This window comes from Varibaculum sp. GTC20041 (assembly GCF_055387755.1).
In genome coordinates this window covers 407,038-432,914 of the sequence record NZ_AP041144.1, presented here as the reverse complement: position 1 = coordinate 432,914, position 25,877 = coordinate 407,038, and the positions used below count along the sequence as shown (strand labels likewise).

The 25,877-nt window shown below is 51.1% G+C and carries 23 protein-coding genes; 11 read left to right on the top strand and 12 right to left on the bottom strand.

What is annotated here, in order from left to right; translation table 11 throughout:
• Positions 1-155: 155 nt before the first annotated feature.
• Both sucD and sucC read right to left on the bottom strand, forming a co-directional pair.
• Positions 156-1,088, bottom strand: a complete 933-nt coding sequence (sucD, locus tag ACZ5BI_RS01740) for a succinate--CoA ligase subunit alpha (RefSeq protein ID WP_464896491.1) — start codon at positions 1,086-1,088, stop codon at positions 156-158.
• 29 nt (positions 1,089-1,117) lie between these two features.
• On the bottom strand, positions 1,118-2,284 hold the full coding sequence (gene sucC / locus ACZ5BI_RS01735; protein ID WP_278610715.1) for an ADP-forming succinate--CoA ligase subunit beta: 1,167 nt from the start codon (positions 2,282-2,284) through the stop codon (positions 1,118-1,120).
• A gap of 252 nt (positions 2,285-2,536) precedes the next feature.
• Here sucC and ACZ5BI_RS01730 point away from each other — a divergent pair, with 252 nt between their 5' ends.
• The 7 genes from ACZ5BI_RS01730 to ACZ5BI_RS01700 all read left to right on the top strand — a co-directional run bounded on the left by ACZ5BI_RS01730 (position 2,537) and on the right by ACZ5BI_RS01700 (position 10,980).
• A complete protein-coding gene (locus ACZ5BI_RS01730) occupies positions 2,537-5,680 on the top strand; it encodes a Na+/H+ antiporter subunit A (protein WP_464896490.1) in 3,144 nt (1,047 codons plus the stop codon).
• On the top strand, positions 5,677-6,105 hold the full coding sequence (locus ACZ5BI_RS01725) for a Na(+)/H(+) antiporter subunit C (RefSeq protein WP_024059383.1): 429 nt from the start codon (positions 5,677-5,679) through the stop codon (positions 6,103-6,105). The genes ACZ5BI_RS01730 and ACZ5BI_RS01725 overlap by 4 nt, the downstream gene beginning before the upstream one ends.
• Positions 6,102-7,814 carry a Na+/H+ antiporter subunit D gene (locus ACZ5BI_RS01720; protein WP_464896489.1) on the top strand — a complete coding sequence of 571 codons (1,713 nt, stop codon included), beginning with the start codon at positions 6,102-6,104 and terminating at the stop codon, positions 7,812-7,814. Before ACZ5BI_RS01725 ends, ACZ5BI_RS01720 begins: the two co-directional genes overlap by 4 nt.
• Before the next feature lie 199 nt (positions 7,815-8,013).
• The gene (locus ACZ5BI_RS01715; RefSeq protein ID WP_464896488.1) at positions 8,014-8,616 is read left to right on the top strand and encodes a Na+/H+ antiporter subunit E; all 603 of its coding nucleotides are present in this window, start codon (positions 8,014-8,016) and stop codon (positions 8,614-8,616) included.
• Positions 8,617-8,621: 5 nt separating this feature from the next.
• Positions 8,622-8,972: an MrpF/PhaF family protein gene (locus ACZ5BI_RS01710; RefSeq protein WP_316086007.1), complete on the top strand. Its 351-nt coding sequence runs from the start codon at positions 8,622-8,624 to the stop codon at positions 8,970-8,972.
• Complete coding sequence (gene mnhG, locus ACZ5BI_RS01705) at positions 8,965-9,348, top strand: monovalent cation/H(+) antiporter subunit G (RefSeq protein WP_464896487.1); 384 nt, start codon at positions 8,965-8,967, stop codon at positions 9,346-9,348. Before ACZ5BI_RS01710 ends, mnhG begins: the two co-directional genes overlap by 8 nt.
• 213 nt (positions 9,349-9,561) lie before the next feature.
• Positions 9,562-10,980 carry an ATP-binding protein gene (locus tag ACZ5BI_RS01700; protein ID WP_464896486.1) on the top strand — a complete coding sequence of 473 codons (1,419 nt, stop codon included), beginning with the start codon at positions 9,562-9,564 and terminating at the stop codon, positions 10,978-10,980.
• 338 nt (positions 10,981-11,318) lie between these two features.
• Here the strand turns inward: ACZ5BI_RS01700 and ACZ5BI_RS01695 are convergent, their stop codons facing one another.
• Positions 11,319-11,618 (bottom strand): hypothetical protein, encoded by a 300-nt coding sequence (locus ACZ5BI_RS01695; RefSeq protein ID WP_464896485.1) that lies wholly within the window; start codon positions 11,616-11,618, stop codon positions 11,319-11,321.
• Between the two features lie 147 nt (positions 11,619-11,765).
• Between ACZ5BI_RS01695 and ACZ5BI_RS01690 the strand changes: the two genes are divergently transcribed.
• From ACZ5BI_RS01690 to cas2e, 4 genes are all read left to right on the top strand, one after another.
• Positions 11,766-12,638, top strand: a complete 873-nt coding sequence (locus ACZ5BI_RS01690) for a hypothetical protein (RefSeq protein WP_464896484.1) — start codon at positions 11,766-11,768, stop codon at positions 12,636-12,638.
• Between the two features lie 24 nt (positions 12,639-12,662).
• Complete coding sequence (locus ACZ5BI_RS01685; protein WP_464896483.1) at positions 12,663-13,193, top strand: CRISPR-associated endonuclease Cas1; 531 nt, start codon at positions 12,663-12,665, stop codon at positions 13,191-13,193.
• Between the two features lie 30 nt (positions 13,194-13,223).
• Positions 13,224-13,592 (top strand): hypothetical protein, encoded by a 369-nt coding sequence (locus ACZ5BI_RS01680; protein WP_464896482.1) that lies wholly within the window; start codon positions 13,224-13,226, stop codon positions 13,590-13,592.
• Between the two features lie 62 nt (positions 13,593-13,654).
• Entirely contained in the window at positions 13,655-13,894 is a 240-nt protein-coding gene (cas2e, locus tag ACZ5BI_RS01675) for a type I-E CRISPR-associated endoribonuclease Cas2e (RefSeq protein ID WP_464896481.1), read from the top strand.
• 937 nt (positions 13,895-14,831) lie between these two features.
• On the opposite strand, the gene ACZ5BI_RS01670 is transcribed toward cas2e, so the two are convergent.
• The 9 genes from ACZ5BI_RS01670 to ACZ5BI_RS01630 all read right to left on the bottom strand — a co-directional run bounded on the left by ACZ5BI_RS01670 (position 14,832) and on the right by ACZ5BI_RS01630 (position 25,833).
• Entirely contained in the window at positions 14,832-15,584 is a 753-nt protein-coding gene (locus ACZ5BI_RS01670; RefSeq protein WP_464896480.1) for a VIT1/CCC1 transporter family protein, read from the bottom strand.
• 440 nt (positions 15,585-16,024) lie between these two features.
• Positions 16,025-16,996 carry a ribokinase gene (locus ACZ5BI_RS01665; protein ID WP_464896479.1) on the bottom strand — a complete coding sequence of 324 codons (972 nt, stop codon included), beginning with the start codon at positions 16,994-16,996 and terminating at the stop codon, positions 16,025-16,027.
• A 27-nt stretch (positions 16,997-17,023) separates the two neighbouring features.
• On the bottom strand, positions 17,024-18,016 hold the full coding sequence (locus ACZ5BI_RS01660) for a LacI family DNA-binding transcriptional regulator (protein WP_316087219.1): 993 nt from the start codon (positions 18,014-18,016) through the stop codon (positions 17,024-17,026).
• 31 nt (positions 18,017-18,047) lie between these two features.
• Positions 18,048-19,445, bottom strand: a complete 1,398-nt coding sequence (gene uriT, locus ACZ5BI_RS01655; protein ID WP_316087220.1) for a uridine transporter UriT — start codon at positions 19,443-19,445, stop codon at positions 18,048-18,050.
• A complete protein-coding gene (gene uriH, locus ACZ5BI_RS01650) occupies positions 19,445-20,389 on the bottom strand; it encodes a uridine-preferring nucleoside hydrolase UriH (protein ID WP_412585288.1) in 945 nt (314 codons plus the stop codon). Before uriH ends, uriT begins: the two co-directional genes overlap by 1 nt.
• Positions 20,390-20,627: 238 nt before the next feature.
• Positions 20,628-22,361 carry a right-handed parallel beta-helix repeat-containing protein gene (locus tag ACZ5BI_RS01645; RefSeq protein WP_412585287.1) on the bottom strand — a complete coding sequence of 578 codons (1,734 nt, stop codon included), beginning with the start codon at positions 22,359-22,361 and terminating at the stop codon, positions 20,628-20,630.
• Between the two features lie 97 nt (positions 22,362-22,458).
• Positions 22,459-23,577 (bottom strand): phosphotransferase enzyme family protein, encoded by a 1,119-nt coding sequence (locus ACZ5BI_RS01640; protein WP_316086335.1) that lies wholly within the window; start codon positions 23,575-23,577, stop codon positions 22,459-22,461.
• Between the two features lie 154 nt (positions 23,578-23,731).
• A complete protein-coding gene (locus tag ACZ5BI_RS01635; RefSeq protein ID WP_278609373.1) occupies positions 23,732-24,043 on the bottom strand; it encodes a hypothetical protein in 312 nt (103 codons plus the stop codon).
• Positions 24,044-24,057: 14 nt separating this feature from the next.
• The gene (locus tag ACZ5BI_RS01630; RefSeq protein ID WP_316086336.1) at positions 24,058-25,833 is read right to left on the bottom strand and encodes a sodium:solute symporter family protein; all 1,776 of its coding nucleotides are present in this window, start codon (positions 25,831-25,833) and stop codon (positions 24,058-24,060) included.
• Positions 25,834-25,877: the final 44 nt, after the last annotated feature.

Below are 25,877 nucleotides of genomic sequence, written 5' to 3'. Positions count from 1 at the left end.
ACTTAGGCGCACCGCGGTCAGCTATGCCTGACGGTAAATAGTCTACTGGGGGGCGGCGCCATGCACCGCCCCCCCAGCGACATTTATAGGTATCTAGATTTCAGCAATCCGCCTGTCAACAGCAGGTAACCTGGCTATCTGGCACTGACTGACAGTTAGCTAAGAGCCTTAAATGCCTCCCTGGCCAGTTCCGCTGTTTGGGAAGGAGTCTTCCCGACTTTTACGCCTTGAGCTTCCAGAGCTTCCTTCTTCGCCTGGGCAGTCCCGGCGGAACCGGAGACGATAGCGCCTGCGTGTCCCATAGTTTTACCTTTAGGAGCAGTAAAGCCTGCTACATAGGCGATCACCGGTTTGGTGACATTAGCGGCGATATAGTCGGCGGCACGTTCTTCTGCATCGCCTCCGATTTCACCGATCATCACGATTACCTTGGTGTCGGGGTCTTTTTCAAAGGCCTCGAGCGCATCGATATGGGTGGTGCCCACCACCGGGTCACCACCGATCCCCATACAGGTAGTAAAGCCAATATCTCGCAGTTCAAACATCATTTGATAGGTCAAAGTACCAGACTTGGATACCAGCCCAATAGGCCCAGAACCGGTAATATCTGCCGGGGTAATGCCCACATTGGACTGTCCCGGCGTAATAATCCCCGGGCAGTTCGGACCGATAATCCGGCATCCCTTCTCCAGGGCGGCATTTACGAACTCGGTGGAATCCTGTACCGGAATCCCCTCGGTAATCACTACGATGAGCGGCATCCCGGCCTCTACGGCCTCTAAAACCGCGCCCTTAGCAAAACGCGGGGGAACGAACACTACCGACACATTCGCACCCTCTTTTTCCATGGCTTCTTTCACGGTGCCAAAAACCGGCACCGAAACTGTTCCGGCTTGAACGCCTTTCTTTTCTGCGGCCTCTCCCAGGGGGACGATATCGAAATCGACCGTTTGCCCGGCTTTCTTGGGGTTGGTTCCCCCTACCACGTTGGTACCGGCCCCTAGCATTAATCGGGTGTGTTTGCGTCCCTCGGAACCGGTCATGCCCTGTACGACAATCCGGGCTGAGGAATCAAGGAATACTGACATTTGGTTTCTCCTTATTCTTTTACCGATTCTTAACAGCCAGCAGCGAGTTTAGCTGCCTGGGCGGCGCCAGCGTCCATAGTTTCTACCATGGTCACTTGCTCTAGGTTCGCTTCTTCCAAAATCTTGCGACCAGCTTCCACTGAGTTGCCATCTAGGCGTACCACCAGCGGCTTAGTGGCTTTATCCCCCAAGATTTCAATTGCTTTCACGATTCCGGAAGCCACCTGATCACAGGCAGTGATTCCGCCGAATACGTTTACGAATACCGACTTGACCTGGGGATCACCCAGAATCACGTCCAGCCCATCAGCCATTACCTGCGCGGAGGCTCCGCCCCCAATATCGAGGAAGTTCGCTGGTTTTACCCCGTATTCTTCGCCGGCGTAGGCGACCACGTCCAAAGTTGACATCACCAAACCAGCGCCGTTACCAATGATCCCTACCTGACCTTCTAGGTGTACATAGTTCAAGCCTTTTTCTTTCGCTTTGGCTTCCAGGGGATCTTCAGTGCGTTTATCCACCAGTTCCTCATGACCAGGATGACGGAAACGGGCGTTATCATCCAAGGTAACTTTCCCATCCAAGGCAATAATTTCGCCCTCTTCACTGGACACCAAGGGGTTTACCTCTACTAGCGTGGCATCCTCGCCCTGATATACGTCCCAGAGCTCTTCTAGCACCGGCACGGCTTTACTGATGACTTCTTCATCCTCAAAACCGGCCTCTTTAAGAATCTTGCGGGCGACCTCTCCGTCAATGCCAGTAACCGGCAAGGGTACCTTTGCCAAGGCTTCTGGGCGTTCTTTGGCCAGTTGCTCAATCTCCATACCGCCTTCTTTGGAGCACATGGCCAGGTGGCGACGATTTGAACGGTCAAGCAGAATCGAGAAATAGTATTCAGAAGCGATATCGGCACCAGCGGCAACTAACACCCGGTGCACGGTATGTCCCTTAATATCCATACCCAGGATTTCTTCGGCTTTTTCGCGTGCTTCCTGGGGACTGCGAGCTAGTTTAACCCCGCCGGCTTTCCCACGGCCACCCGTCTTGACTTGAGCTTTTACCACCACCAGGGGCTGGGCGAGTTTCTCAGCAGCTTTTTGAGCCTCTTCAGGAGTTTCGGCCACGATTCCGGCTAACACGGGAACCCCGTGCGCCTCAAATAGGTCGCGAGCCTGGTATTCGTAAAGGTCCACTTGCACGTCCTCTCATTAAGTACCTCGACATCAAGATATAGGACTATAGTACCGCATATTCCCGCTTATTACGTCACGAGAAAGTGTTCTCCATCACTTGAAAGCTCGACTTAATCGTAAACAAGCAAGATTCAGCTAATCAAAAACAAAATTAATCCCCACGAGAACTTAAAGAGGAAGCGCTCCTACGTTCCGCGCTACCCACTGTCTCTTTTCGGGCGAAACTCCCCAATAATTTCGGTTCACGATACGATGAGTACTCATCTAGAAGCTGTTGGACGGAAACCTAGAAGTGGATTGGAACTAGCTATGCTCTTGTGGGATCACGCCGCCCCGCTGATTGGGTGCTACTTCTTGGCGGCGTTGCTCATCCCCTTCCTAGTGAAGTACTTTAGACAACGCACATTTTACATTGCTGCCCTCATGCCCCTTAGCGTCCTCGTCTGGACGCTATCTCACACCCGGGAAGCGTTCGGCACTGGATCTCAGGAAATAGCGGAGTTTTATCAATGGTCAAGCGCGCTAGATCTGGAAATAGGGTTTCGACTCACCGGTCTATCTTGGCTAATGTTAATAGTAATCAACCTGGTCGGCTCGATAATCCTGGTGTACTGCGCACAGTATTTCTCCAATGATTCTCCACGGCTTGGTCAATTCATTGCCGCTTTCCTAGGTTTTGCAGCCTCGATGTCTGGTCTGGTCCTGGCAGATCACACCATGACCCTCTACTTCTTCTGGGAAATTACTACTTTTAGCTCCTTTATTTTGATTGGTCACGAAGCAGAGGAACGTGCCTCCCGCGCCGCCGCCCGCCAAGCAATCTTAGTGACCACCACCGGTTCTTTAAGTATGTTCGCGGGGTTTGTGATCCTGGGGATTATGCCGGGGGGCTCCTTTAGGATTAGCGACCTCTTAACCGTTTTGTCCTCCCCGACTGCCCTGGACACTCAGGTAGAACCGGTTGCGGCTGGCTGTGGATTAGCCTTGATTTTATTTGCGGCAGTTACTAAGTCGGCGATTTTCCCAACTCACTTCTGGCTCCCCTCCGCGATGGCCGCTCCCACTCCCGTTTCGGCATTCCTACACGCGGCAGCCATGGTAAAAGCAGGGATCTACCTGATCGCCCGATTTGCGCCCGCATTTGCCCGCTTCCCCGCGCTTACCTGGGAAATCATTATTTTAGGGGCAACGACTATGCTGCTAGGAGGTTACGCGGCGCTGCGGCAAACCGACCTAAAGCTGGTTTTGGCTTTCGGCACGGTTTCCCAGCTGGGATTCCTCACCATGCTTATTGGTTCGGCTAGCCCCCAGCTATACCTGGCAGGTTTGTGCGTTCTAGCTGCCCATTCCACCTTTAAATCCGGCCTATTCCTGACCACCGGGACTATCGAAAAACAAACCGGCACCCGCGAGTTCCCCAGTCTATGTGGCCTGGGGGGACGTTCGCGTACGCTAGCTACCTGCGCCTTAGTGGGGATTCTATCTATGTCCGGAATCCCGATTTCCAGTGGATATTTGGGGAAAGAACATGCAATTACTGCCCTTATGGGGTCAGTAGGCAACGGGCAATCGGCGATAGTTTTCGCAGCGCTTATTGTGGGCTCCGCATTAACTTTCGCCTATTCGCTGCGCTATTTTTGGGGCGCTTTCAGTCATAAGCATGACCGCAAAGGATCATGTCCTCATCGGCAAAAATTGCGCGCAACCGGCAAAATGCTCACAGCGGTTCCCGGGATTCTTACCGGGCTTTCGGTAATTCTCGGATTCTTGCCGAGCGTCCTTGACCATTTTTTGCGCCCGATCGCGATCCAAAGTTATCAGCAAGATCCGGGGAGTCTCCATCTTTGGTCGGGAATACTGCCTGCCTTGGTAACTGTCTTTATCTTGGCGGCAGGTTTCGGCCTATTTTGGAAGCGGGCACGGCTGGCGCGGCTGCAGCGGCGCTTAGCTTTTTCGCCGCGTTGGAGCGCCCAGGGGTTGTATTCGCGGGCTATCCGTGCTTTGGAGCAGGGGGCTGCTTGGGTTACAGGTAAGGTACAAACCGGTTCTCTTCCGGCTGACCTTTCAGTGATATTTACGGTTTCGGCAGTGGCAACTGGGGTATGCCTGCTGGGAATTAACGATATGCACAGCTGGCATTTCGCAGATTCCTTCGGGCAAGCATTCATTTGTTTCGCTCTGATCGGCATGGCTGCCATCTGTGTTGTTGCCCAGCGCCGCCTGAATGCAGTACTGGCGCTGTCGGCTTGCGGAGCTGCTGTGGCCGCCATTTACGTACTGCAGGGGGCTCCGGACTTAGCGCTTACCCAGTTGGTGGTAGAAGCGGTCACTCTTACATTGTTTTTACTGGTTTTGCGGCGCCTACCAGCCCGGTTCTCGCGCCGAGTGAGTCGCTGGGCTCCGAGTTATCGCCTTTTAATAGCCGCTGCCTGCGGAGTAGGCATCGTGCTATTGGGGCTTTCCACGTCCTCTGCCCGCATTCATGAACCAGTCTCGAACCTGGTCACTACCGAAGGAAGTATTTTTGCCGGGGGACAAAACCTGGTCAATATCTTGTTGGTAGACGTTAGAGCCTGGGATACTGTTGGAGAACTTTCGGTACTCCTAGTTGCCGCTACCGGGGTTACTGCCCTGATCTACCTGCGAGGGCTATCTAGCGCCCTGGCTAGTTCCCATCGCGCACGCCGGCGCCGACTATTGATGAGGGCGCGGCGGCGTCGGGGGCATTTACGTAAGATTTCCGCTGGCCCCCAACAAACTTGGCTGGCGGTTGCTACGTTAATTAGTCCACGCCGCCGCTCGATTTTGCTGGAAGTTTCTACCCGGATCTTGTACCACACTTTACTGCTGGTATCGGTATGGCTATTGTTTATCGGCCATAACAACCCCGGCGGAGGCTTTATTGGAGGCATGGTTGCCGGGATTGGGATTACGATCCGTTATTTTGCGGGAGGACGCTTTGAACTTTTAGAGGCGGTTCCGGCCAGACCGGGCGGGATTATTGCGTTCGGCATGACCACCGCGGTAGTTAGCGCCTTGATTCCGCTAGCGTTTGGCTACACCATTTTACAAAGCGTGGAGGCGCATCTTGATTTAGGGATTTTGGGGGAACTGCATTTTACATCGGCAATGGGGCTAGATATTGGGGTGTATTTGCTGGTTATCGGGGTAGTACTGGATTTATTGCAATCTCTGGGTTCGGAGATTGACCGCCAGGGCGAATCTGCGGGGAATCAGCTGCCCGAAGCCGATATTACCGGCCGGCTAGATCCGGTGGATCATGCCGTTGGCTTACCGGATGATGAAGAGGAAACTGTGGACGCACCCTCGGAAGAAAAAGAAAAGAACCTGGTACATAGCGTGTCCGTTTCTAAGGTGCAGGAGGCAAAGCAATGAGCGTTTCTCTCTGCCTGTTGTTGGCTGCCGGATTTCTGGTTGCCTGCGGGGTTTACCTGGTCACCGAACGTACTTTAACCCGGATCGTTATTGGATTAGGGCTACTGGGTAATGGGATTAATTTATTCCTGCTGTCCCAGGGAGGACGCGCCGGCACTGCCCCAATTTTGGGTACAGCCCTGTCAAAAATGTCAGATCCTTTGCCGCAAGGAATGATTCTAACTGCGATAGTGCTGTCGATGGCCACTACAGCGTTCGGATTGGCACTTGCCTACCGTTCTTGGCGGCTATCGGGACATGACGAGGTCACCGATGACCTGGAAGATCGGCGCTTAGCGAAGAAAGTTGGCGACACCGAACGCTTCCTACGCCTGGATCTGGATGAGCTAGATAAGAAACGTGGCCGTAAACGGAGGGAACTGTGAACTTTCTTTTAGCGTTACCAGTTCTTCTTCCCCTGCTATCCGCGGCTTTAACTTTGGGATTAGGGAGGCATTACCGTATACAGTCGGCGGTTGCCTTTGTGACGCTGTCGCTTGCTTTAATTTTTGCCCTGGCGATTCTTGGGTTAACTGATAAAGCGACTCTGGTTTTAGATGTAGGGTCTTGGGCGGCTCCGATTGGAATCTCCCTGGTAGCTGACCGTCTCGCGGCAATAATGCTATGTACTTCCTTAGTGGTAATGGTGGCGGTACTGGCTTATTCGCTCTCAGAAGGTACCGTCCACGAATCGCAAGATATTCCTACTCCGATCTTCCACCCCACCTACTTGGTGTTATGCGCCGGAGTAAATAACGCGTTCCTCACCGGAGATATGTTTAACCTCTACGTGGGGGTAGAGATTCTGCTCACCTCCTCGTTTGTGTTAATTACTCTGGGAGGCACCCGGGATCGTATCCGATCCGGCACGGTTTACGTGGCAGTTTCGATGGTGGGGTCAGCGATTTTCCTGGTAGCACTTGCCAGCCTTTACGGCGCTTGCGGCACCATGAACATGGCACAGCTTTCTATGCGGCTAACTGAAATCGATCCGGCAGTCGCCATGCTGATCCAAACATTATTCCTGGTAGCCTTTGGTTTGAAGGCGGCAGTGTTCCCGCTTTCCGCTTGGTTGCCAGACTCGTACCCCACAGCTCCCGCCCCGATAACCGCAGTATTTGCGGGTTTGCTAACCAAAGTTGGGGTGTATGCGATTATCCGGATGCAGGTACTTATTTTCCCGACTTCCCCGGTAGATGTGGTACTGGCGGTAGTCGGGATTTTCACTATGATCGTAGGAATCTTGGGGGCGGTTGCCCAGGACGATATTAAACGGTTGCTTTCTTTTACCTTGGTTTCCCATATCGGTTTTATGATCTGGGGAATTTCTTTGGCTAACACCCTGGGAATCGCTTCGGCAGTGTTTTACGCTGTTCACCATATTCTGGTGCAAACGACCTTGTTCTTAGTGGCAGGCATGATGGAGAAAATCGGCGGTTCGACCTCGCTGCGCCGCTTGCACTCCTTAGCTAAGATTTCACCGCTACTAGCGATCTGGTATTTGATTCCGGCTTTCAACCTGGTGGGTTTCCCACCTTTGACTGGTTTTTTGGGCAAACTGGGGCTAGCCGAGGCGACGGCGGCCCGCAATACTCCCCTGGCCTGGGCACTGCTGGCTGCGGGACTAGTTGCCTCCCTACTGACGCTCTATGTGGTGGTCAAGATCTGGCTACAAACTTTCTGGCAGGGACGTGAATCTGCGCAAGAAAGTGGCGGTGAAGAAGAGGAAGCCGTAGATACTTTGAATCCTGCTGCCCGCATTCCCCGGGGAGTCTGGGCGGCAACCGGTTTCCTAACCGCGGTAACGATTGGCCTTTCGGTATTTGCCGGTCCCGTCTACACTTTCACCGAACGCGCCACTATCTCTCTGACACGCGCTGAATATCAACGCGCGGTTTTGGGAGAAGACGGACGCGGGCACGGAATCTCGAAGCTTTCTTCGGGGAATCGGGGAGATTTTTTAAACGAGGACGGGAACCAAGCGGATACCGCTGCGGCTGAAACCACTACCAAGAGCGTTCTTTTTGATGCTTTATCACTGTCCCCACGAAAATCATATGGATCTGTACCAGTGAGGGGAGGTAGCAATGATTAGCGACAGCCGCGATGACAGGGCTCAGCAAACTATAGCTGCAACTCCTGCCTCGGCTAAGGGGTCTCAGTTACCAGAAAGATCTGGCGCGAACCAAAAGAATAGGAAGCACCAGGGCGAGATTACCCCCGTCAACGCTGCGCCTTCGCGCCCAAGTCTGAAACAGCGGTTAAGGAATCTACCGCGACGCTGTTCCCTAGGGATGAGCATCTGGTTGTTCGTGGTCTGGATGCTGCTGATTCGTGATCTGTCCGCTGTTTCTATCGGCGGTGGCCTGCTGATCGCGGTGGGTTTGCAATTATTTTTCCCGATGCCACATGTTAACCCGGTAAAAAGATTCCGTCCCTTGCAGGTTGCTTGGCTGGCGCTCCGCTTCGGTTGGGATCTTTTGGCTTCTGCTCTGCAAGTAGCTTATGTGGTGCTCAGAAACAAACCTGCTCGTCCGCAGATGGTAGAAGTGGAGATGGTGACCCGCTCAGAGTTTTATTTAACCATGGCTTCCGCGATGACCTGCCTGGTGCCAGGTTCTTTAGTAGTGTGGGCTCGGATAAATCCCTCGCGAGTAACTTTGCATGTGTTAGATCGTGACCTATCTAAAGGGGCGCGCGGGGTTGAGAAATCTTTACACGCCCTCGAAATGAGAATTGTGAAAGCTTTGGGCAGTAAGGCAGAGATTCAAGAAGCTCAGGAGCGTTTACAGCGCTACGAGCAGCTGGTAGCGGAGGGTAAAATCCCCTATTCTGCGCGGAGCCGGTATGTCATTGATGAGGATGCCCAACCACGACCCGATAGTGAGAGGCAGTAGGCACTATGACTTGGATTTTTGTTTTAAACTGGGCGATGCTCAGTGTCGCTGAACTGCTGGCTTTGTACGTGCTGTGGCGCGGACCAGGGATTTTGAATCGTACCGTGGCCTTGGATCTATTAACCGCGATTACCATCGGGATTATTTGTTTGGTGTCAGTGACCGGGGAGCGCGATGACACTATGCAGGTTTTACTGGTGTTGACTTTGGTGAGTTTCTTGACGGCGACCGCGGTAGCGCGGATTATTGGGCAGCGTTCCGCAGCCGAACAGGCACAAGATGCTGATCCAAACGTGGCTAAGAAACCGGAACCAAAAGCGGACGCTGTTATTGGGCAAGGAGGACGTGATGAGTGAAAGCTGCTCCAACGCCCTCACCTACCTGGGGATGGTGATTCTCACCCTGGGTTCTGCCTTAACTCTAATTGCTGCCATTGGAGTAGTGAAGCTTCCAACTTTGCTGCAACGGCAACACGCTGCCACAAAACCGCAGTTAACCGGGTTTATTTTGACCTGTCTGGGCTTGGTGGCGATTCGACAAACCTGGTCGTGGCTGACTGTAGTGCTGCTAGCGATTGTGCTGCAAACTCTGACGGCACCGATTGGTGCGCACTTGATCGGCAGAACCGCTAAGCAACGCGGCGAAATCAAAGATGCTGGTGAAACGGTTTATCGCCACTTACATTTGCCAGTCCCCGGTAAAGATGCGCCTACAGTAACCCGCGACAGATAAATTCATCTACACCCGTAAGCATAATAAAAACCACTCTCAATGTAGTTTTTATTATGCATTGGATGCTGTATTTGATACCTGAACGCTGTTTTCCCTGACCTTGAAGCAAAATCACCTTGCTAACAATATCTCGATATACATGTTTACGATATTGCTAATCTCCGACACGGTAGCTATCATGGGAGTGAGCTGCATTTCTGGAATCGGGGGTGAATGATGGAGCGTTTTATCGGGCGCGAACGCGAGCTAGAAGCGCTGGAGAGAGCGTGGGGCAGTGATCGTTTCGAGTTCACCGTTGTCTACGGGCGCCGCCGGGTCGGAAAGACTCGTCTGATTAGGGAATATATTGCTGACAAGCCCGCTGTATATTTTATGGCGCTGGAGGCCGATAAGAAGACAAACTTGAACAGTTTTTCCCGTACATTTTCCCAGTTCCAAGCCTTGAACGAGCCAGGTTTAACGGTCTCGCGGGCACATTATGGCTCCTTTGAGGATCTGTTTGCCGACATGACAGATGTGGCTCGCCGGACACCGTTTGTACTAGTAATCGATGAGTTTCCGTACTTGGCGGCGGGTTGGCCGCCGATTTCTTCGTTACTGCAGAAGTTTTGCGATTCTCAATGGGCAGGGACCGGACTGCATCTGATTTTGTGCGGGTCGTCGATGAGTTTCATGGAGCGGCAAGTCCTCTCCGCGAAAAGTCCTCTGTATGGGCGGCGTACCGGTCAGATTCGATTGAGACCTTTTGATTTTTTGGATACCGAGGATTTTCTCGCCCCTCTACCCCGTTTGGATGCCGCAGTTCTTTACGCTGCTACCGGTGGCGTGGCGGAATACCTCGACTTTATTGACACCAGTACCAGCGTTTCCGAGAACCTGGCGAAACTATTCTTTGATCCCAGTGGCCGCCTGGTGGAAGAACCAGGAAACCTACTAAAACAAGAACTGCGAGAGCCAAAACGCTATAGCTCTATTTTGCGCGCGATTTCTGACGGAGCCTCAAAACACAATCAAATCGCTACCAGAACCGGGATTCCTACCGGGGTTCTCACGAACTACCTTGGCGCCTTAATGGATCTGGGTATCGTGGATAAACAAATTCCCTGGAATGCGACAATGAAAATGGGCGGGCGAAAAACCATTTATCGGATTCAAGACGGCTGTTTCCGTTTTTGGTACCAATTCGTGCAACCCAACCTGTCGACTATCGAGTTGGGTGCGGGTTTAGCTGCTCTGGAAGCGAACGTTATTCCCGGACTCAACAGTTTCATGGGGCTGGGCTTCGAGCAGATTGTCGCGGATCTTTTCGACCGCGACAATGCCGCTGGAAAGCTAGTCGAGCTGTACCAAAATCGTGCCCGCTGGTGGGGTAGCGACCCGAAAACGCATCAATCCGAAGAAATCGATCTAGTCGCCGGAGGGAATAAATCTACTCTGTTTATCGAAGCTAAGTGGTCCAGTCAACCCGTCGGCATTGATGTCCTGAAAACCCTAGAAAACCGCAGTAAATTAGTCAAACACCACAAGACACCCCGCTATGCTGTCTACGCAAAGTCAGGATTTACCCCCGAATTAGCCCGCCACGCGCAAGGACGCGAGGACGTGAGGCTGCACAGTTTCCTAGAAAAATAGCCACGGGTTTGCGAGACCTGGTCAGAGCATTTTTCGTGACTATCTAGAATCGCTATCTGTTCGGGGGGGGTATGAGCTTAAAAGAATGCGCGCGAAGAAGCATAAAGCTCATCGTATGTCATCGTTTTCATCCATGGAATAGTCACTAACCGTTATATCCATGTTCGCCATGACAAACATAGTCCCACCCAGGCACGATCCCCGCAGGTGCGGGGCATTACGCATTAATCGCTAAAACCGCTCTATTCCTATTATGAGGACAACTACCTATTGAAATATCATCCTCTTTATAAATCTGAAAATTAGATCACCAATGATTAGCTCGATTCGCACGCAACTTATGATCCGCGGCGACGCAAGGATTTCCCCACCTGCTCTAGCCACTCCAAACGATTTGACGTAGCCGGAACTTGAACCACGGAAGTTGTTTCCATTCCCAGTGGCAACAGTCGACGTACGGTCAGTTGAACCTGTTCTGAAGTGTATTCGTGTTGGAAAGTAGGGATATCAAATAGCTCATTATCGCTGCCAATTCCTAAATAAAATGGAAAACTAGGGGCAAAAGCTTTACGGCCAAGATACGTAACAAACTTTGGAGCAGCTAAAGCTGTATCAATTTCTTCAGCGTGTTCATTCACGAAAATTCGGACGATAAACTCAGCATTCGATAGATACGTGCGACGGGCAATGGCGTTACCATGTTGAGAATCCGGAGAAAACAGTAGCTTGTTTCCGATAATCTAACTAAGTTTCTCGGTCCCGGTTCTACTATTCAGGGCTTAACAGTGATTGGCACTCAAGCTATTGAAGCTTCCCTTGATATAGATTTTGATCTAATAAGTTCAGACTTGGCTCCAGCTGCTTCATTGATTCAGAGAGCCGGCAGATGTTGGCGCCGAGAAGATGAGGATCGTATATCGCGAATACCAGGCGTCAGTAACCTGTTCATGCACATAGCTTCGGGTACAAATTTTGAGAGTGAAATTTTTGCTAGTTGGGGTTTCCCTTATCCCCGAGCGGCAATGCTTAGAACCTTTGAATGGCTGCGCAAACATCGCGGATCTATAGAAGTTCCATCACAAATACAGGAATTCGTTGATGAGGCTTGGGTTAGCTACAACTCTCTCGGAAGCGAAGCGGATTTTGAGAGCATAGCGGCAGATGGAATTAAAACTATGAGAGCAGAGTATTGGACCGAACCACTTACAAACCTGCTAGGCGAAGACTGGATAACTCTGACCAGTTTTGAAAAACTAACCGGCCCATTAGGAAATAAAGAGAACGCTCAGGCCGAAACTCCGCTGACACGTTTTACAGATCGTCCCAAAGCCTTTGTCATTGCCTGCGGATCACAAGCAAATGTTCCCGGCGTCACCTCAAAAGAACATTTAGAGAAACTAATAAATATACCGCGCAAAGAATGGGAAGTTAGGAGCTACCACAAGGCGCTGCTTGATGCACTCAGAGCGGAAATTCCTATCTCAGCGAGTACAGTAGTACGAAAGTTTGAAAATAACAGCGATTATACCACGCTGATCGATGAGTCAGCTCCCGCTTTATTACGGGGGAAATATATTTTAGATTTTGATAACACGGGGGCAGATTCTTCCCGATTGTTACGCTATGACCCAACCTTAGGATTAATAGTAGATTCATAAAAACCCTATTTGAAAGGCACAGTCGTGTCCTACTCCGACCAAGCTCTAATATTTGCAAAAATACCCGTTAACCACCAGATACGTGAGGAGGATCGTATCTCCTTTCTATATCTTGAATACTGCCGCATAGAACAGAATCGCACTGGAGTAGTTGCCCTAAGAGAATACGAAGACGATATCCGGACAAAACTGATACAAATTCCCGTTGCAGGTATCGCTGTACTGTTTCTTGGTCCCGGAACTTCAATTACCCAACCAGCGATTGCTAGCTGTACTCGTGCCGGATTGACGATAGTTTTCACGGGGGAGAACGGCATCCCATACTATTCACATGCAACTGCCTTAACTAGCTCTGCGCGTTGGGCTATTGCGCAAGCACGGTTGGTCGCTAACGAAAAGTACGCCCGTCAAGCCGCAAAAAAGCTATACAAAAATCAACTAAGCATCGATATAAATGCGGATTTAACAATCAGTCAGATGAGAGGGATTGAAGGGCAATTGGTCCGAAAACTCTATCGAGATATGTCGCGCAAATACGGAATCACGAATTTTTGAAGAGATACTAAATCTGGGGATCAGGTTAATATGGCACTTAACATGTTAGGAGGAATAATTTATGGCTGCGCAGCCTCCGCTTGCGCAGCATTATCAGTAAATCCCGCCCTCGGGATAATTCATAGAGGTGATGCTAGGGCACTCCTGTTCGACCTAGCTGATCAATACAAACCAAAGTTGGTAATCCCGCTTGCATTTCGCGCTTTAGATCAGACCGACCCCATGACGTGGAGTAGGCGTGAACTCCGTAGACACCTACATAAAGATTTGATTCTGACAAAAATGATTTCTCTATTAATGGAACTTTTCCAACCTTTCCTTCCCAAAATTAATGATGATCGACTTATTAATGACAGAGGAGAAGTTAAAGGCCACTTATCTTGGGGGGATGGTGTCTGATGTTCGTAACCTTATGTTGCGAGGTGCTACCTCCGCATGTAACTGGCTATATCTCACGCTTTTTGACTGAGGTAAACACCGGAGTTTACGTTGGACGGGTTATCTCCCGAATTGCTGAAAATTTGTGGGAACGCTGTTGTGAAGCAGCCTGCAATGGCAGGCTAACAATGATTGCTTCCAGCAATGAACGTGAACAAGGATTCACAGTAAAAACATTGAATAGTGGCAAACTTGAGCTTATTGATTTCGATGGACTCGTGCTTATCGAGAAACCTTCTCTTGTAAGGGGCAATCGAGAATAATCAGGTTTTAGATGCTAGTTAAACAATATCGCCAACGGTTAATCTAAAATTGCCTGTGAGACAGTGTATTCCCCGCGCGAGCGGGGGTAATTCCGCCGTACCTACGCAGCACAGTGTAGCCGCGAAGTATTCCCCGCGCGAGCGGGGGTAATTCCGACTACACCCGGGCATGCCAGAACTTCAACCGGTATTCCCCGCGCGAGCGGGGGTAATTCCTCAGCTTAGAATCCAGCAGAGGACATTGGCTGGTATTCCCCGCGCGAGCGGGGGTAATTCTGGGTCAAAAGTCGCTGACCTGCAAAAGGTAAGGTATTCCCCGCGCGAGCGGGGGTAATTCCGTTATCAAGGGTAAACCCGCGCTTTCTGCTGAGTATTCCCCGCGCGAGCGGGGGTAATTCCGAATTCGGTCTAAAACCAATAGAATCCGAGCGGTATTCCCCGCGCGAGCGGGGGTAATTCCCTGCCGCATCGCCTGGAAACCCGTCGACCTCTGTATTCCCCGCGCGAGCGGGGGTAATTCCGCTTTCAACATTTTGTACCGGGGGATCGAGCAGTATTCCCCGCGCAAGCGGGGGTAATTCCGCATCTAAGCCGCGCCGCGTGCCTACGGTGAAGTATTCCCCGCGCAAGCGGGGGTAATTCCGGGCTAAACGCAGGAGCAGAAGCAGGCACGCTGTATTCCTCGCGCAAGCGGGGGTAATTCCGAAACCTGGTGCGCCACCAACGGTGAACGCCCGTATTCCCCACGCGAGTGGGGGTAATTCCGACGTTTTCAAAGGCGGCGCTGCGAAAATGCAGTATTCTCCGCGCAAGCGGAGGTAATTCCATTTCTTGTATTTCGCCGTCCATTTCCCTAGCGTATTCCCCGCGTAAGCGGGGGTATATTCGACTATATCGAGCGCAAACCTTCCCGATTATCCGCTCCAGTTGCAGGCTATTACAGCGACAAACCGACCAAGTGGCCGACTGCGCCGGTAATCAGCATGGCGAGGGCGCCTCCGATAATCACCCGGATTACCGCCCGTCCTAGAGGAGCTTCTGAGAGCCAAGCGGAGGTATAACCCGCTAAACCTAGCGCCACTAAAGTCAAGATGAAGGTGGCAATGAACTTGGAGGCCGGCGGGAACAGCAGGATGGCCAGCATCGGCAACACTGCGCCTAAGACAAAGGAAATCGCAGAAGAAAAAGCAGCGTTCCAGGGATTAACAAATTCTTCCGAATCAATCGAGTAACGCGCCTCTACCTGTGCCGCTACTGGGTCAATCGCAGAGTATTCTTTCGCTACTATCCGGGCAGTTTCGGAAGATAGCCCTTTGGCTTCGTAAACCTTAATCAGTCCTTCAAACTCGGCCTCGGGATCTTTCTTCAACCGCGTCTTTTCTTTATGAACCAGCGCCTGCTCCGTGTCCTTTTGGGTAGATACGGAAACATATTCACCGGCTGCCATGGAAATAGCCCCCGCAACTACAGCCGCCATCCCAGCGGTAAAAATCGCGATATTATTCTGCGGGTCGGCAGCGGCAACCCCGACTACTACACCGGCGGTTGAAACGATACCGTCATTAGCGCCCAAAACCCCAGCACGCAACCAATTTAGCTTGGAGGCCGTCTTTACGCTTTCATCGGTATGCTCATCTCGCTGCTGCGTATCGGAAGATTTTCCTAGTAATCTTTCGCCCGCCAGACTCATTGGGCACCTCCGTTTATCTGCACATTTTTGCCCCTCGACATTCTTTGTGACTTCACGGTCACCCTAGCAGTACAAAGGTTTTTGGGCATCAACACACTAGGTAAGAAAGCAGGAAAAGTTTCGCCCTCGGAAAGCGAAGCGCTACCTCTAAGGGAAGGCGAGCCATAGGAAAACTAAACCGTTGCCCTCAGAGGAGTCTCGGGAAACAGCAGACAAAAAGGACTCGCCGAGATGAAGTAGCTACCTAGCGACGCTTAGTTCTCAGCACTCAGCATAACTGGACCCCAGATACCACCCTCATGAAGGAAAGTGGGGCTTACCTTAGTTAGAATCCGCCCCCACAGTTATTACGAAAATGTCTCTAGTCGGCGTAAATAGCGCTTTCCTAACGCCCAGGTTACGCGATTAAAGAAACCATCTCGTTGCGAAATACCTGCGGCTCACCCTGCCTGTTGCGCCAAGAAATCACGAACTTCACTGGCGCTCCTATAAGAGGATTGTGCCCCCATTCTGGCGGTTGCCAGTGAAGAGACCGCCGCCGCCAGGCAAGCGCCATCAGGCAGCGAACATCCTGCAGCCAACGCGCTCAGCAGAGAGCCCATAAAGGAATCCCCTGCCCCGGTGGTATCTACAGTATCGACCTCAAAAATAGGGATCCGGGTTACTTCGCCTGAATCGAGCACCAAAGACCCACTACCGCCTAAAGTTAGAACTACCTGTTCGAATCCGAGGTCGGCAACCGCTTTACGCAGCTCGTCCAGGTTAGTCACGTCAATTTCTTGGCCTCCTAGTACCGCCAGTTCATGCTGATTAACAATCAGCACATTAACCAGTTTTAGCAAGGATTCCGACACCTGGGTGATGGGCGAGAAGTTCAGCACCACCTGTACCCCGGCGTCGTGGGCTATTCTTGCTGCTTCCTCCACCGCATCCAGCGGAGCTTCCAAGCATAAGCCCAGGATTTTCGCCGAGGTAATTATCTGACTTTCTTCCCGCACAAAATCTGCATTTACCAGCGCATTCGCGCCGGCTGAGTAAACAATAGTATTTTCTCCCGTCGCGTCCACAGTGATCATTGTGGATCCGGATGGCTCCTCACAACGCCGAATCCCAGCAGTGTCGACTCCCGCCTTGTTTAAAGAATCCAGCAGGAGGTCACCATGGCTATCTTTACCTAATGCCCCTATCAGCTTGGTTCTTGCCCCTAAAAGAGAGCAAGTTACTGCCTGATTAGCAGATTTTCCTCCCGGAAGAGTAACTACCGACCCGCCGATCACGGTTTCCCCTGGTCGAGGAAGCCGCTCAGTTTCCACCGTCAAATCTGCATTGATCGACCCCATAACCGTCACTGGTGCCCCTATAGAGGACAGCACCTTCTGGGCGGTAGCCACTGTATCGTTCGAGATTTTCATGTCGTCTCCCCAAATTCTTAGTAGTAGTTAGTTTGCTAGCTTTGGAGTTGATTCTCGCAGCAATAGTTTCGCGGTAGTGTTTTTTTCTACTGGTTTACCACTCCTACCAGCTATTCTTTTCAGCAGCAGATTCACTGCCAGGTCAGCCATATTGGAAATGTCAGTATCAATCATGGTTACGGAAGGTGTCATCGCCTCTAACCAGTGCAAACGGTCAAACGTAGCGATCCCTATATCTAGCCCGGGACGAATCTGGCACGCTTTCAGGCCTAGTATCGCCCCCAAGGCAATAACCCCAGAGGCACATACCAGGGCATCCGGTGCCCCTTTTGCTAAAACCTGCTTTATCGCCGCATCCCCTCCGGTCTCTTGGAAGGGACTCGAATAGGCTTGCACTCTGGAGATACCGGCTTCCGCGAGCGCTGCGCACAGCATCCGGTGCCGGCTATCCCCAGTACTGGTTGATTCTGGACCTGACAGCACTGCCACTGATTGGTAACCATTTGCCGCAAAATGTGCAGCTAACTGCGTAACTGCTTGACTGAAATCGCAGCCGACACTGTCTATCTCGGCTCCGGTAATCTTACGGTCAACCGCCACCGTAGGCACTTCCTTAATGTGGGAAAGCATCTTCGAGGTCGGTTTTCCAGCAGGAGTTAACAACAAGCCATCGATATTTTGCGACAGCATAGTTTCCACTATTTTTTCTTGAGCCCCCGGTTCTTCTCCGCCATTACCAAGCATTATTTGGTAGCCCTTGGCTCGGGTTTGGCGTTCAATGCGATCAGCTAGTTCGGCAAAAAAAGGGTTAACGATATCCCCCACTACCACCCCGATGAGGAGGCTCTTCCCAGCGCGCATTGACGCTGCTCTCATATCTTTACGATAGCCAAGTTGATCAGCTATCTCGCGTACTCGCTGCTTAGTACTATCTGGGATAGTGGGGGAATCGTTGAGGGAACGCGAGACCGTTGAGACATTGACACCTAGTTGTTCGGCGATTTGCCTAATAGTAGTCATAGCGTTCCCTCGTTAGACATCAAACTACATGCTAACTGGCTATTTCATCCTGGCCAGCTGGCTGCGGGATTAGGAAAGATGATCCGAGAGCCAAAACCAGAAGGATACCACCCGCAATAATAGCGCCTAAATGCCCTCCGTACCCTCCTCCTAATGAGGTCATCACCGCATAGAGCACCGCGAAGGAAATACCCGCACCCAGGTTGAAAGCTCCCGCGTTGAGTCCGGGAAGGTAACCGGGATTATCGGAGGGTGATAGTACAATTCCAAGACCATTAAGCATAATATTTGCGGTACCAGCATAGGCAAGACCAGCCAGTATAGATACTACTAACAGCACCCAGGCGGCAGCGCCATTCATAGTAAGCGCCAAAATCGCTAGGGAGATGAGAGAACCAATAAGCCCGTACCGTAATACTTTGCGATATCCGAAGCGTCCCGCGAGGGTACCCGCTACCGGCCCCATCACTAGGCCAGCGATTGCATAGGGAGTGAGCGTCCAAAAAGAGACCACGTCTGCACCCAGCGCTGCACCGAACTTAGCATCTTGGGCAATAGAGGGCACGATCCCGTTCATGATCGCGAAGATGCCGGTCATGGTAAGTATGGTAGTCAGCAACAAAGCCCAAGTACTGCGCGATCGCAAATAGTGACGGGTAACCAGCGGATGGTCGGTTTTGCCTTCTTGACGCCAAAACAGCAAGAAACATACGGCGCTGGCAAGCACGAGGATGATAACTAACAGCCAGTTTGCCTCTTTTAGTTTAGCGATCTCGTTAATGGCGGTTAAGGCGGCACCTACTGCCACCACCAGGTAAAGCGTGCCCAGCCAATCCATTGGCTGCGGACTGTCCACTGTTGATTCATCGGTTAGCGAGCGCACTCCCACTGCCGCGATCGCTGCAATCACTGCCATCGTCCAAAAGACTGAGGCAAACCCGAAATTCTTCGCCAGCCAGCCTCCTGCAATAGCATCTATTCCGGCGATACCGCCGTTAACTGCGGTAATAACGCCCATGAGGGTGCCGTAGCGTTTCGGATCAGGCACAGCAACTCGTAGCATGATCAAACATAGGGGGACTGTCGGCCCAGCAACACCCTGAATGGTGCGGCCAATGAACAGTAGCGCAACTGAACCGGTAACTCCTGCTAGAGCAGAGATGACACACCCTATAGCAGTGAGCACCATCATAGCGGTCAACAGTTTGCGCCGACCGATCATATCACCGAGCCGCGGTAGGAACAGGCTGAAAAGAGCAGCCGCCGTAAAGAACACGGTCTGAGTTAAGCCAATCATCGCCGCGGTGGTGTGAAGTTCTTTTTCCATCAGCACCAGGGCAGGTGAAAGCATAGACGCGTTTAACTGAAACGCAAAACAAGCAACTAGCAGCGCGGTCATCACCGCGCCTACGGAACGTACTTTTTTCATTAGCAGTCCCCTTTCTGGATCCGGTCAATGGAGTCGATAACGAGCTCCCAAAAACGTGCGAAATCAAGGTCGGTGGCTGCCTTAGTGTGGCATTCTTCCCCTGCCGGTTCCCTAAAGTCGGCAACAGTCATTCCCACCGTTAGCTCTCCACGCAACTCAATATTGATGGGCACTCTCACGGTTTTTACAATTGAGGGGTCGATTAAATAGGCCACGGTGCAAGGATCGTGTACCGGTGGATAGTCAAAGCCTTGTGAGTCTTGATATGCCTTACGGAAGAATACGAACAGATCCAGGACGAACTGAGCAACCGATCCGCCGAGTTTTTGGATTTTCGCGGTAATTTCATCGGTAGCTAGTGCCTGGTGGGTAAGATCTAATCCCACCATCACCACTTCCCAAGGTTCATTGAATACGATATGGGCTGCCTCGGGATCAACCTTGATATTAAACTCGGCGACCGCCGACCAATTACCTACATGATAACCGCCACCCATAAGCACAACTTCTCGCACCCGTTCTACAATGCGCGGCTCTTTGCGCACTGCCATCGCAATATTGGTGAGCGGACCGGTGGGTACCAGGGTTATTTCTCCTGGCTCGTGACTCATAATAGTGTCAATGATCAGGTCTACCGCATGTTGATTAACGAGCGGTTGCGGCTCGGGCAGTTCTACCCCATCCAAGCCAGATTCTCCATGTTGCCCGGGGGCTACTTCGGCCTCACGAACTAACGGGCGATCACAACCGGAGGCGATCGGCACCCCCTGCATACCATAAACAGTGGCTATACGCTGGGCGTTGTTGGTTACCTTCGCCAGAGTTTGGTTTCCTCCAACAGTGGTAACCGCCAACAGTTCGATCTCGGGACTAGCATGAGCAAGCAGCATGGCAATGGCATCGTCATGGCCGGGATCGCAGTCCAGGATGATTTTTCGCGACATCTTTGTCTCCTTAGAGCGATTCTTAAATCGTTACGCAAACGTTTGCGTAAAATAAAACTAACACACCTCATCCGCTCTCGCAAGAGTATTTGTCGAATATTTTTTCTAAAACTTACCAACGGGTGCCACCCATGCGGCTAATCTGCGCGCTACAAGCACTTGCTTCTAACGATGTACGCCCACGATTAAGGATTATCGACTACTGGCATTGACTTCCAATTAGTCACTATCAGCGTGTTTACTTGCTACCCGTAGCCTCAATGGCACCAATCGTAGGGCTGGCCGCAATAGGGTTACCTAAAAAGTCTTTTTCTGCCGGGCTGCCGTTGGCATCTACAATCGGTTTCCCCGCGTTGATAGCGGCAGAGCCGGCTACCGGCTTGAAACCATCAAAAACAGTAGTGCCAATAGTCCCACCACGAGGGCGAGCCTTAGATCCATCATGAGGGCGCGCCTTCCGGTCAGCTGCTATGGGCACTGCCGAGTCGTCGCATAATAGCTCAGTTCCCGCAGCGACTACTTGTTTATTTAGATCTTCGGGCAATGAGGATAAATTATAGTACAAGTTGTGGTCATAGGACTGGTTTCCCGCCTCCCAGTTCTCAGTTACCTCTTGAACATCGTCCGGCTTATAGAAGATATTATTTTCTATTATCGCCGGAGCATCTCCCCTGGTAATCACGCTAGAACCACAGGCGAGGATAAAAGTATTGTTATAAATATGGGCATCAATTTGTCCTGACAAATCTAAAGCCCCCCGCCCGTCACTGTGGGCAATGTTGTAGCGAAATACGTTATGCAGGGAACCTTTTTCGCAAAACATAATGGTGGCACCGCTATTGCCATAGGAATAGTTGTACTGGTAGATGGTTCCGTCACCATAGTCAGCATCCCAGGGTTGGCCATCTCCATTCCCGTTATATGCGTTGCGGGTATTGTAGGCCTCATTGTATTGAAACACCGCATTCTTACAGCGCCAAGGCCAGATAGCTGCGGCCACGCGACCCCAGTCAGACTCCTGCGGTCCCTCGATATTGTAGGGATATAAATAGTCAGAGTCGTTAATGTACTTGGCGGCTCCTTCAGAAACGTTGTATTCAATCAAAGGGCGATCACAATACATAGTAGTGATCGCATCTCCACCTGCGTCCCTAACATAGTTGCCGCGAATCACTACTCGGCTAGAACCATATTTTGCGATAACCTCATCGGGAATCGGACCATCTTGCGGTTGATCAATTAGATTTTGATAGGCGGTGTAACCGGTTGCTATCCCCCAACGGCTAACGTCTTCTACCCGGTTATTCAGTATCTGCAAATCATCAAAACGCGCAATTCCCTCCTCCGTAGTCGCCGGTTTCCCCGTTTGAGGATAGTGAGCAATGAAATAAATACCGCCATTAGCCAGGTGCTTATCGTAGATATTGCCGTCAACATCATGAACATACATATCCGAGACCACAATGTGCCGCACCGGCCCATTCTCGGCAATGCCGGCTATTCCCGTACGATCCAGCGCTAAACCATCGTTAAACTCTTTCGGATCAGCATCGGGATTCATCTCCCGATCATTAGTCACTTCCAAACCAGAAATCTCCAAATAACTGACATCTTTAAGGAGCACCGCACTAGAGATTTCTGCTTTATTGCGATGAAGCTCGATACGTGCGTGATAATCCTGGTACCACCGTCCCTGCCCGTTAGCGTTAATCACTGGGCGCGCGGTTCCCTCACCGTAAGGTTTGATTTCAATAGGTGCCTGTGCAGATCCGGCAGAACCACTCTTAATACGGAGAGCCTGGCCGTTCCAGGTGTCTCCCCGTTTCAACAAAACCCTATCGCCCGGCTGGAGTTTAATATCGTTTATTATCGCCAAGGATTTAAATGGCTGTTCACAACTGGTTCCTGAGTTATTATCATTTCCGCAACTATCAGAGACATAGTAGTCCCTGCCCGCTACCGCCTTCATCATGGCCTCTCTGTATCTATAGGTAGAACCATTACTGTATCTGGCAACCAGGTTGTTTGCAGCCTTGCGTTAACCAAATAGTCTGAACCACCCAGGTAATCTAGGCGGCGTTTTCCGCAACTATCTGTTGCATCATCGAGAATTTACTTTCCATATCACGAACCAGTTTGGCCTGGGTACGAGATCGATCCAAATTGTGTTCTGGGCGGTGAATCTTAAAGTATTTATCCCCCAGCAGATAATCAGTCAAAAACCGCATTCCGCATTCATAGGTCATCACCTGGGCACCCAGAGGAAGCAACTCAATCTCTAAATCAGTTAACCTTCCTTGTACGCCCTCTAAGAACCCTTTAGTAAACGCGGTAAACAGCTCCATAGAACACGACACTCTAGTAAGGTCAGTCTCGTCCTCCGCACCAGTAGAAGCTCCGAAACGGATCGAATCTCCGAAATCATTTATCGCCAGTCCTGGCATCACGGTATCCAAATCAATAACCGCGATTGCTTTACCGGTGTCCGCATCAATCAGTACATTGTTTAGCTTGGTATCATTATGGGTTACCCGCAAAGGTAGCTTTCCTGCTTTTTGTAGATCAGCAAATGCGTGCGCCAAATGTTCGTATCGGCGATAAAAGTCAATATCTTCCCCAACTTGGTTGGCGCGCCCTAAAGGATCAAGAGCTATCGCCTGCTCAAACTGAGCGAAGCGGTCAACAGTGTCATGGAAGCGCGGAATCACTTCATGTAAAGAATCTGCTGGGAAATCCGCCAGGCGACGCTGAAAACTGCCGAAAGCTAAACCAGACTGATAAAAATCTTGCGGATCCTCAATCAAATCTAAGGTGAAAGCATTGTCAATATAGCTGTACATCCGCCACCAGTTCCCGTCCGGATCGCGGTAACAAGGGTATCCGTCAAATGTGCGGATTATTCGCAGCGTCTCCCGATCTGGGTTACCCCCCTCCTGTTGGATACGTTCCCGTAAGAACTCGGTAACTGCCGCAACGTTTTCCATTAACTGCACGGGATTAGTAAAAATATCAGTATTAATACGCTGCAAAGTCAGTGGCAGTTCGCTGCCGTCTTCCAGGCGACATTTGGCCAATAAAGTCTCGTTGATGTGTCCCGAACCGTAAGGGGTAGCGGTAAGGAAATCACCTTTAACCCGAAAGTTTTCAACCGCCCGACGCACCTGCGCAACTTGTAAATCCTGCATCATCTAGTTCCTTTAGCTACCGTTGGCCAATCAGCCATGACAGACCCCGCAACAATATTACCGTCCGACTTTTCACCGTTTTCAAAGAGCGAGCACGCAACCATGCTCTATGCCTACATTGCGTGCTCGCTCTTTGAAGGGGTAAACAAACTGATTACTAGTGTGGATCCCCCGAAGTAACGTTCTCGTGGGCGGGTTTAGTGTCCTCATCCGGATTCCCCATACCGGCACTGGGATTAAACCAAGTCCAGGCCAGGAACACCAGAGCAGTAATCAGTAGCCCTACGCCGGAATACATATTGGCATTAATCGGGGTGTTATTTATTCCCTCTAGATTATTTTCCACATAGTCCGGAACGGTAGCCGGCTCAATTACCAGACCGCACACAATCAGGAACAATCCGATAATCCCCAGCACCAGGCCACAAACAACTCGAATATCGTAAAGGTGAATCTTCTTTTGCTTCATTTGTCTTACCTCCCCTAGTGGAAAAACGTATTCAAGGCGATCACCAGCACACCGGCTACTATCGCGAGTGGAATAGGACGGCGCATTACCGGCAACTTATGTAAGTTCGGGTCAACGCGGCGTTCTTTAGGAGTAAGCGACCAAACGAATCCCTCGAGCTCCGCATAATCCTTGGGTTTGGTAAACAGGGAAACCACCACGTTTACCAGCACGCCGACTACAAAGGCCGCGCCCGCAGCAATGAACGCTTGGCCTTGGCCGGGCAGCTCTAAAATCTTGTTCCAGCACAAGACGTTGACCAGCAGTGCCGCTAAAGTACCGAACAACAAACCAGTCCAGCCGCCGGAGGGCGTTGCCCGCTTCCACAACATACCGATGATGAAAGAGGCAAACAGCGGCGCATTAAACATGGAGAACAATTGCTGCAGCAAGTCCATAATGTTCGGGTACAGGGAGGCAATCAACGCAGTAAATACCGCAACGGTACATGCCACGATAGTGGCGTTGCGTCCCACCTTCAAATAGTGTTCATCAGATTCATTCGGCTTAAAATATGCTTCATAGATATCGACTGTGAACACCGTGTTAAAGGCGGATACGTTCGCCGCCATTCCCGCCATGAAGGAAGCGAGCAATCCGGCAATCGCCAAACCTAGCAAACCATTAGGTAGTAAATCTCGCATCATTAGCAGCATGGCATCGTTATAGCTAACTTCGTAACCCGCCGGGACGTGCGAAGATAGGTTCGCGAGTGCTTCCTCGCCTACCCCCATGAACTTTGAACCGCCCTTGAGCTTTACAATTTCCGGAATCAATACCCCAGCTACCATACCCGGGATGATCACCAGGAACGGAATAAACATTTTCACGAAGGTTCCAATAATCGGAGTCTTTTGGGCGGCAGAAATCGAATCTGAAGCCATCGCCCGTTGGACTTCCACGAAGTTTGTGGTCCAATAACCGAAAGCCAAAACAAACCCTAGCCCCATGACCAAGCCAAAGACTGACATTGCGGGCGAGTTGAAGCCTGACAATAGGGTGCCCGGCCATGAATGCAGCTGATTATTCGGATCCTGATACACCGGATTAGTGGCCTCATTTGCCCATTTGGTGATTTTCTCGGTTAATCCTTGATAGCCACCTACGCGATATAAGCCAATCAAAGTCACCGGCAGTAGCGCGGCGACAATCACGAAGAACTGCAAAACTTCGTTGTAGATGGCGGCCGCCAGACCGCCGATGCTGATATAGGTCAACACGATTAGCGCGGCAATAACCAGGGAAATCCATAGCGGGATTCCCAACATTCCGTTAACGATTTTACCTAGCAAATACAGGTTTACCCCGGCGATTAGCAGCTGCGCGAGGGCAAAGGAAATCCCGTTGATTAGATGAGCGGCAGTTCCGTACCGCTTAAGCATAAACTCAGGAACCGAGCGTACTTTCGAACCGTAATAGAACGGCATCATCACAATACCCAGGAACAGCATTGCCGGAATCGCACCCAGCCAAAAATAATGGAACGTGGGCAGACCGTATTGTGCGCCGTTAGCACTCATTCCCATAATCTCAACTGCGCCCAAGTTGGCAGACACGAAAGCCAGACCGGTTACCCAGGCTGGTAGCGAACGCCCACCAGTCAAGAATTCATCGGATGAACTGGCCTTTCGCTTCATCATGAACCCAACGGCCACTACAAACGCGAAGTAAACAATAATTGGGAAATAGTCGTAAAACTTGGGCTCAATCAAGGTAGTTACCTCATTGGGCATAAGTATCGGGTGGATCATTCCCTCCCCCTTATAAGAAAAGACATTATTATCCCGTCATAGCT

Bases quoted from the DNA above. Each gene is read 5' to 3' on its own strand.
- uriT (WP_316087220.1), bottom strand. From the start codon at position 19,445: ATGAAAAAAGTACGTTCCGTAGGCGCGGTGATGACCGCGCTGCTAGTT.
- ACZ5BI_RS01645 (WP_412585287.1), bottom strand. From the start codon at position 22,361: ATGATGAAGGCGGTAGCGGGCAGGGACTACTATGTCTCTGATAGTTGC.
- ACZ5BI_RS01635 (WP_278609373.1), bottom strand. From the start codon at position 24,043: ATGAAGCAAAAGAAGATTCACCTTTACGATATTCGAGTTGTTTGTGGC.
- ACZ5BI_RS01730 (WP_464896490.1), top strand. From the start codon at position 2,537: ATGAGTACTCATCTAGAAGCTGTTGGACGGAAACCTAGAAGTGGATTG.
- mnhG (WP_464896487.1), top strand. From the start codon at position 8,965: ATGAGTGAAAGCTGCTCCAACGCCCTCACCTACCTGGGGATGGTGATT.
- ACZ5BI_RS01710 (WP_316086007.1), top strand. From the start codon at position 8,622: ATGACTTGGATTTTTGTTTTAAACTGGGCGATGCTCAGTGTCGCTGAA.
- uriH (WP_412585288.1), bottom strand. From the start codon at position 20,389: ATGTCGCGAAAAATCATCCTGGACTGCGATCCCGGCCATGACGATGCC.
- ACZ5BI_RS01670 (WP_464896480.1), bottom strand. From the start codon at position 15,584: ATGAGTCTGGCGGGCGAAAGATTACTAGGAAAATCTTCCGATACGCAG.
- ACZ5BI_RS01715 (WP_464896488.1), top strand. From the start codon at position 8,014: ATGAGCATCTGGTTGTTCGTGGTCTGGATGCTGCTGATTCGTGATCTG.
- sucD (WP_464896491.1), bottom strand. From the start codon at position 1,088: ATGTCAGTATTCCTTGATTCCTCAGCCCGGATTGTCGTACAGGGCATG.
- ACZ5BI_RS01640 (WP_316086335.1), bottom strand. From the start codon at position 23,577: ATGATGCAGGATTTACAAGTTGCGCAGGTGCGTCGGGCGGTTGAAAAC.
- ACZ5BI_RS01630 (WP_316086336.1), bottom strand. From the start codon at position 25,833: ATGATCCACCCGATACTTATGCCCAATGAGGTAACTACCTTGATTGAG.
- ACZ5BI_RS01665 (WP_464896479.1), bottom strand. From the start codon at position 16,996: ATGAAAATCTCGAACGATACAGTGGCTACCGCCCAGAAGGTGCTGTCC.
- ACZ5BI_RS01725 (WP_024059383.1), top strand. From the start codon at position 5,677: ATGAGCGTTTCTCTCTGCCTGTTGTTGGCTGCCGGATTTCTGGTTGCC.
- ACZ5BI_RS01680 (WP_464896482.1), top strand. From the start codon at position 13,224: ATGGCACTTAACATGTTAGGAGGAATAATTTATGGCTGCGCAGCCTCC.
- ACZ5BI_RS01660 (WP_316087219.1), bottom strand. From the start codon at position 18,016: ATGACTACTATTAGGCAAATCGCCGAACAACTAGGTGTCAATGTCTCA.
- ACZ5BI_RS01700 (WP_464896486.1), top strand. From the start codon at position 9,562: ATGATGGAGCGTTTTATCGGGCGCGAACGCGAGCTAGAAGCGCTGGAG.